At 69.1% G+C, this 7,820-nt stretch carries 3 protein-coding genes and 3 pseudogenes; 4 read left to right on the forward strand and 2 right to left on the reverse strand.

Annotated features, from left to right (window positions below; all coding sequences use genetic code 11):
- Nucleotides 1-49: 49 nt before the first annotated feature.
- Entirely contained in the window at nt 50-1,996 is a 1,947-nt protein-coding gene (locus ADK36_RS25200) for a helix-turn-helix domain-containing protein (protein WP_053199146.1), read from the forward strand.
- Between the two features lie 58 nt (nt 1,997-2,054).
- Here ADK36_RS25200 and ADK36_RS25205 read toward each other — a convergent pair whose 3' ends face one another.
- Nucleotides 2,055-3,440 (reverse strand): MFS transporter, encoded by a 1,386-nt coding sequence (locus ADK36_RS25205; protein ID WP_053199148.1) that lies wholly within the window; start codon nt 3,438-3,440, stop codon nt 2,055-2,057.
- Between the two features lie 495 nt (nt 3,441-3,935).
- On the opposite strand from ADK36_RS25205, the pseudogene ADK36_RS25215 reads away from it, so the two are divergent.
- A pseudogene (locus ADK36_RS25215) lies at nt 3,936-5,110 on the forward strand (IS3 family transposase).
- Between the two features lie 22 nt (nt 5,111-5,132).
- Here ADK36_RS25215 and ADK36_RS50385 read toward each other — a convergent pair.
- Nucleotides 5,133-5,444: pseudogene (locus ADK36_RS50385) on the reverse strand (sugar hydrolase); the annotation flags it as partial.
- Between the two features lie 274 nt (nt 5,445-5,718).
- Here ADK36_RS50385 and ADK36_RS25225 point away from each other — a divergent pair.
- Together ADK36_RS25225 and ADK36_RS25230 are read left to right on the forward strand one after the other, a co-directional pair.
- Nucleotides 5,719-7,344, forward strand: coding sequence for an extracellular solute-binding protein (locus tag ADK36_RS25225; protein WP_053199150.1), 1,626 nt, complete (start codon nt 5,719-5,721; stop codon nt 7,342-7,344).
- Nucleotides 7,344-7,820: pseudogene (locus ADK36_RS25230) on the forward strand (sugar ABC transporter permease); the annotation flags it as partial. The gene ADK36_RS25225 and the pseudogene ADK36_RS25230, both read left to right, overlap by 1 nt.

Genomic DNA, 7,820 nt, shown 5'->3' on the forward strand with positions numbered 1-7,820 from the left:
TTATCCACAGGGCTGACGGGACGGCGGTGCGATGAGCAATCCTGTCGGCATGTCTCGCGATCACGTGCACCCCGCCGAGCGCTCCGCAGTCGCTGCCGGAGCGTCCCTGAGCAGCGCGGAGACGCCGTTCCTCGAGCTGCTGGCCCGGGGCGCGTCCGCCGACGCCTATGAGCAGCCGGTGCTGCTCGCCCGTGCCGAGGGCAGATCCACCGAGCGGATCGTCGCCCTCGAACAGGCCAAGCTGCTCGCGCTGCGCGTGCGCTCCGAGCTGGAAGGGCGGCGTCGGCGCGAGGCCGAGCTGTCCGCCCTGTTCGAGACGGCCCATGACCTGGCCGGCCTGCGGGACCTGGATGCCGTACTACAAGCGATCGTGCAGCGTGCCCGGTCGCTGCTCGGCACGGACATCGCCTACCTCAGCCTGAACGACCCGGCCAGGGGCGACACCTATATGCGGGTGACCGAGGGATCCGTCGCCGCCCGCTTCCAGCAGCTGCGGCTCGGCATGGGGGAGGGCCTGGGCGGCCTCGTCGCGCAGACCGCCCGCCCCTATGTCACCGACGACTACTTCAAGGACGACCGCTTCCAGCACACCCTCACCATCGACGCGGGTGTGCGCGACGAGGGGCTGGTCGCCATCCTCGGGGTGCCGTTGATGCTGGGACACCATGTCATCGGGGTCCTGTTCGCGGCGGACCGGCGTGCCCGGGTCTTCGAGCGGGAGCAGATCGCGCTGCTCGGCTCCTTCGCCGCCCTCGCCGCGGCCGCCATCGACACCGCGAACCTGCTCACCGAGACCCGTGCGGCCCTCGCCGACCTGGAGCGGGCCAACGAGATCATCCAGGACCGCAGCGGGGTCATCGAACGGGCCTCCGACGTGCACGACCGGCTCGCCGAACTCGTGCTGCGCGGCGGAGGAGTGCACGACGTCGCCGCCGCGGTCTCCGAAGTCCTCGACGGCACGGTCGAGTTCGCGGAGGCCACCGCGGCACCGGCCAAGGCCCTGGAGGTCTCCCGCGTCGAAGGCCACGCCGTACGACATGACGACGACTGGATCGCCGCCGTGACCGCGGGCGGAGAACTGCTCGGTGCGCTGGTGCTGCGCGGCCACCCCGGCCTCGACCCCGTCGACCAGCGCACTCTGGAGCGGGCCGCGATGGTCACCTCCCTCCTGCTGCTCGCCCGGCGCTCCGCCGCCGAGGCCGAACAGCGCGTGCGGGGCGAGCTGTTGGACGACCTGCTCGACGCCCGCGACCGTGACCCGCGGCTGCTGCGCGAGCGCGCGGCGCGGCTGGAAGCCGACCTCGACGCCGCTCACGTCGTCCTCGCCGCCCGCCTCGACGTCACCGCGGCCGACGCCGACCAGGAGGCGGCCGCCCGCAGACGTCTGTGGTCCGCCGCGTCCCACCTCGCCGCGACCCGACATGGGCTGGCGGCCGCCCGCGACGGCGGCACCGTCCTGCTCCTGCCGCTCGGAGTGGGAGACACGGCCACGGCCCTGGCCCGCAGCACCGCCCGCCACCTCGGCACGGCCGTCCACGAGGCCGTCACCGTCGGCGCCTCCGCACCGGTCGAGGACCTGGCCGCCCACCCGGACGCCGTGGCCGCCGCCTACGAGGAAGGCCGGCGCTGCCTCGACGCCATGCGACTGCTCGGCCGCTCCGGGGATGGCGCCGCCGCCGAGGACTTCGGTTTCGTGGGGCTGCTGCTGGCCGGGGACCGTGACATCGCAGGCTTCGTCGACCGTACGATCGGGCAGGTCGTCGCCTACGACGAACGGCGCGGCACCGACCTGCTGCGCACCCTCGACGCGTATTTCGCCTGCGGGATGAGCCCGGCCCGCACCAAGGACGAACTGCACGTCCACGTGAACACGGTGGCCCAGCGCCTGGAGCGCGTCGGCCGCCTCCTCGGCGACGACTGGCAGGGCCCCGCCCGTGCCCTGGAGATCCAGCTGGCCCTGCGGCTGCACCGGTTGTCTGCACCGGCACAGCGCTGACCCCCGTACCCGAAGCGTGTACGGGGGCCTGTTTGAGGGGGCCGTTGTGCTGGGCGGGTCAGACCGTGTGTGCGTCCGCCGCCCGGGCCGCTGCGGGCTTCGCGTCGGCCGAGGGTCCGATGTCGGCGAGGTCCCGGTGCCGGGTCTCCTGGGCCGCGCCGATCGCGATGACCGTCAGGACGGCCGCGGCGATGACGTACAGGGCGATCGGGGTGGAGCTGTCGTAGTCGGCCAGCAGCGCCGTGGCGATCAGCGGTGCGGGCGCGCCCGCCGCGACCGAGGCGAACTGGGCGCCGATCGAGGCGCCGGAGTAGCGCATCCGGGTCGCGAACATCTCGGAGAAGAAGGCGGCTTGGGGTGCGTACATCGCGCCGTGCAGCACCAGGCCCACGGTCACGGCGAGGAGCAGGTTGCCGAAGTCGCCGGTGTCGATGAGCGCGAAGAACGGGAACATCCACAGCCCGACACCGACGGCGCCCAGCAGGTAGACGGGACGACGCCCGATCCGGTCCGACAACGCGCCCCAGGCCGGAATGACGGCGAAGTGTACGGCGGAGGCGATGAGCACGGCGTTGAGGGCGGTCTGCTTGGACACGCCGGCCGACGTGGTGGCGTAGACGAGGATGAACGCGGTGATGACGTAGTAGCTGATGTTCTCCGCCATCCGCGCGCCCATCGCCACCAGCACATCACGCCAGTGATGGCGCAGTACGGAGACCAGGGGCAGCTTCTCGGTGTCGGCCACGTGCGTGACCTTGCGCGCCTCGGCCCGCGCCAACGCCTCCTTGAAGACGGGCGATTCATCGACAGACAGACGAACCCACAAACCGACGATGACGAGGACACCGGAGAGCAGGAAGGGGATGCGCCAGCCCCAGGTGCCGAAGGCGCTGTCCGACATCACGGCCGTCAGCAGGGACAGCACTCCGGTCGCCAGCAACTGGCCCGCGGGCGCGCCGGTCTGCGGCCACGAGGCCCAGAAGCCGCGCCGCCGCGCGTCCCCGTGTTCGGACACCAGCAGCACGGCCCCGCCCCACTCACCACCGAGCGCGAAACCCTGCACCAGGCGCAACACGGTCAGCAGCACGGGTGCCGCGGACCCGATGGTCGCGTGCGTCGGCAGCAGCCCGATCGCGAACGTCGCCCCGCCCATCAACAGCAGGCTCAGCACCAGCAGCTTCTTGCGGCCGAGCCGGTCCCCGTAGTGCCCGAAGACCAGCGCGCCCAGGGGGCGGGCGGCGAAACCGACGGCGTACGTCAGGAAGGACAGCAGCGTGCCGACGAGGGGATCGGAGTCCGGGAAGAACAGTTTGTTGAAGACCAGGGCGGCGGCGGAGCCGTAGAGGAAGAAGTCGTACCACTCGATGGTGGTGCCGATGAGGCTGGCGGCGACGATGCGCTTGAGGTTGCCGGGGGGTGGGGGAGCGGTGGTTCCGGAGGCCATGTGCGCCACTTCCTCGTGTGCGGTGGGGACGGGTAGGTTTCGGCACACGGTAGAAAAGCGCAGGTCAGGCGCACATGTGGTGGGGCAACATAGTTCTGAGTCAGGCTATGCGTGCAGGCTCCATGCCTCGTCGTGAAGCGGTGTGAAGCGGTGGTTCAGAGGCCCGCAGAGGAGGGAAGCGACTGCTGTCCGAGAGGCGTAGTTAGGGGCATTTGGGCGGCGCTGTGCTGACTCCCGTGCTGGTTTGGTGCTGACTAAAAGCCCACGTCATCACACGTCTTCGTCTCTCCCGTGCTGACTTGGTGCTGACTACGCTGAGTTGAACTTGGACATTTGGATGCGGATTGGTCATAGGAGCCCCGCTGATATGGCGGGCAGGACCGTTGCTGCGCCGCCGTGCTGCCGTGCAACCGGCCGAGCCGGGCGGTGGGACTGCTGCAGGGCTGGGTGACACCTGACCTGGCTTGCTGAGAAGCGGCCTGGAAGGATGTCGCAGTGCCCAAGCCGTATCCGAAGGAGTTCCGCGAGGACGTCGTGACGGTCGCGCGCAACCGCGAGCCCGGCGTCACGCTGGAACAGATCGCCGCCGACTTCGGGGTCCACCCGATCACGTTGTCGAAGTGGTTGCGCCGCGCCGAGACCGACGAGGGCGCCCGGCCCGCAACGACGCCGGGTGAGTCGGCCGAGCTGCGCGAGGCACGCAAGCGGATCCGGTTGCTGGAGCAGGAGAACGAGGTGCTCAGGAGGGCTGCGGCGTATCTGTCGCAGGCGAACCTGCCGGCAAAATGATGTACCCGCTCGTCCGTGAGCTGGCCGCCGCCGATGCCCCTTGCCGGGTGCCGGTGGCGGCGACGTGCCGGATGCTAGGGCTGCCCGCCAGCCCTACTACCGGTGGCTGGCCCGGCCTGCCACCGAGCCGAACTGACCCGGGCATACCGGGCCAACGCCCTGTTCGACGCGCACCGCGACGATCCCGAGTTCGGGCACCGCTTCCTTCTCGGCGAGGCCGCGCCGCCGGTGAGGCGATGGCCGAGCGGATTGCCTGGCGGATCTGCCGGGACAGCGGCTGGTGGAGTGCCTTCGGCAAACGCAGGGGCCGCGGGAAGAACGCCAAAGCCGGACCATCGGTCCACGATGACCTGGTGCGGCGGAACTTCACCGCGGACGGGCCGAACCGGTTGTGGCTCACGGACATTACCGAGCACGCGACCGGCGAGGGCAAGCTGTATCTGTGCGCGGTCAAGGACGTGTACTCCGGCCGCATCGTGGGCTGTTCCAGACGCCCAGATGAAGTCCCGCCTCGCGGTGGCCGTGCTGGAGTCCGCCGTCGCCCGCCGCGGCACCGCTGCGGGATGCATCGTGCACTCCGACCGCGGATCGCAATTCCGGTCCCGCAAGGTCGCCGCCGCCTCGCCCGGCACGGCCTGGTCGGCTCAATGGGCCGGGTCGGGGCCGCCGGCGACAACGCCGCAATGGAGAGCTTCTTCGCACTGCTGCAGAAGAACGCCCTCGACCGCCGTGTCTGGGCCACTCGCCAGGAGTTGCGGATCGCGATCGTCACCTGGATCGAGCGGACCTACCACAGGCGCCGACGGCAACGACGCCTGGGCCGATTGACCCCCGTCGAGTACGAGACCATCATGACCCCACCCGCAGCTCTGGCTGCATAAACCCCGCTGTCACCCGATCATGCAGCAGTCCCGTGTTCCAGGTCGCACCGAGGCCGACCGCCTGGGCGAGAACGGTGGCCTGGCCCATCCGGGCGACGCGATGCAGGGCCTCCTGGCCGCAGTGGAAGGCCGCGATGCCCAGGCGCTCGACGGCGGGCGTGAACTGATGCAGGCATCCCATCTTTTCGTCGCGGGTGAGCCGCGACAGAAGGTCGTCGATGCGCTTCGCGAAAGCCAGCTGTGAGCGCGGAACGGCGGTGGTGTGTGCGCCGTATGTGCAGACACATGGGATTCCCTTGAGATAGAGCGGAGAGTGCTTTCGAAGCGCTTCGATGCATGCCAGGGCACTAGGAGAGCGTCAAGAGATCGACACCGTTCATCAAGCAGGGAACATGGAGAACCTCCTCCAGTGCCTCGGAGGAATCTTTGAAGCGACCCTTGTGCGCCCATGGGCGTTCACTTAACCTCACAGCAACATCGAAGCGCTTCGACTGCGTATATGTCGACAGTGATGGGATGTCTGCTTTCAGCTCAGCTGGTTCAAGTCACGACACCGCGGCCGACGGCCCACCGCCGGGTGTCCGGGTGCGCCATGAAGGGTTGACGCAATGAAGCCGAACGCCGCCTCTGCCTCCGCCTCCTCAGGACCGAGCCGGAGAAGCTTCCTCGCCTCCACGGCGGTCGCCACCGCAGCGGTGGCCGGCGGGATGCCGCTGCTCACCGCCTGCAGCGGTTCGGACAGTGGCTCGCGAGAGGGTGCCACGTCGGGCAAGGCCGCAGACAAGCTGCTCCCGGCCTACGTCGCCAGCACGTTCGCCAAGCCGGACATTCCGGCGAAGAACGGCTCGGCGACCGGCTACACCGGCAAAGTCGATCTCGCGGCCCTTGCCGCTTCGGTCCCGGACAAGCTCGGCACCGGCGCTCCCCTCAAGATCATGGCCCCGCTCTGGGGCGCCCCGCCGAAAACCGGAAACCCCTACTACAAGACCCTCGACGAGGTCGCCGGCACCAAGATCACCTGGCAGAACCAGGACGGCAACACCTACGGTGAGAAGCTCGGCGCCGTCCTCGCCTCCAGCTCCATACCCGACGTGGTGGTCGTGCCCGACTGGGAACTGGTCGGCAAGATCTCGAGCGCGGTGACCGCGAAGTTCATGGACCTCGGCCCCTACCTGGCGGGCGACAAGGTCAAGAAGTACCCGAACCTGGCCGCGATCCCGTCCGACGCCTGGCGCGTGAGCATCTTCGGCGGCGCGCTGCGCGGCATCCCGATGCCCGCCGCCTCCGTGCCCAACATCGTGCCCTACTACCGCAAGGACATCTTCGACAAGAAGGGCTGGTCGGCCCCCAAGTCGCCGGACGAGTTCCTCAGCTGGGCCAAGGAGGCCACCAGTGTCCTCCCCGCCGGGCCGCTCGGCTGGAACATCGGGGACGACGGCAAGCTGACGTACCGCATCGAGCATCCTGAGTACCTCGAACATCTGGAGTGGGTCCGCAAGCTGTTCGCCGCCGGTGTGGTACATCCCGACGACAAGGCAAACACGGGCGTCCCCGGGCAGCGGTTCACCGCCGGGCAGGTCCTGGTCTACGACCAGAACATGTCCGACTGGTACGGCAAGACCACCGAACAGGCCCACTCCAACCCGGACTTCGTGATCGAGGGCATGGACTACTTCGGCGCCGACGGCGGCAACCCGACGCTGTACGCCGGCCAGCCCGCCACCATCTGGTCGATGATCCGCAAGGGCGCCTCCAAGGAGACGATCGAGAACGCGCTGGCCGCCGCCAACTTCGCGGCAGCGCCCTACGGCACCAAGGAGCGGATGTACGTCGACTACGGCGTCGAGGGCACCCACTACACGGTCGAGAACGGCGTCCCGGTCAAGAACGATCGGGGTATCCAGGAGGTGAACAACGCCTGGGTGCTGCTGGCGGCCCCGGCTCCCTACCTGGCCCACCCCGACCTCCCCGAGATCACCCGCAAGCAGGTCGAGTGGCAGCAGCGGCAGGGTGCCTTCGTGAAGAAGACGTCCACGTACGGCATGAACATCGTCGAGCCGAGCCGCTACGCCACTCTCCGGAGCCAGTTCGAGCAGCTGGAGATCGACTTCGTACGCGGCAACAAGAAGCTGTCCGACATTCAGCAGGCCATCTCCACCTGGAAGTCCTCCGGCGGCGACAAGCTGCGCGACTGGTACAAGCAGCTCATCGACAAGAACGGCAGTGGCAACTGATGTCTCTCACGGCCGGGAGCAGGCCCGACGGGACTCGTCCTCCCGCGGCCGTCGCGGAACCGACGGCCGCGGTCGCCGCAGCCACCGCGAAGGAGAGCGTGCCGCGCAGGGCGGGCAAGGCGGGCAAGGTTCCCTTCCGGGTCCGGTGGCGCCGCGACCGCGCGCTGATCCTGATGACCCTGCCCGTCATCCTCCTGCTCCTGATCTTCAACTACGTCCCGCTGCTCGGTAACGTCGTCGCCTTCCAGGACTACGACCCGTACGTCGCCGGCAACGGCATCACGGCGATCTTCCACAGCCCATGGGTGGGCGTGGAGCAGTTCTCGCGGATGCTCGACGACCCGCTGTTCTGGAGTGCCGCGGAGAACACCATCGTGCTGTTCGTGCTCCAACTGGTGCTGTTCTTCCCGATCCCCGTCGCCCTCGCGCTGCTCATCAACAGCGTGGTCCGGCCCCGGGTGCGGGCCGTGGCGCAG

Source organism: Streptomyces viridochromogenes, assembly GCF_001270495.1.
Classification (GTDB): domain Bacteria; phylum Actinomycetota; class Actinomycetes; order Streptomycetales; family Streptomycetaceae; genus Streptomyces; species Streptomyces viridochromogenes_A.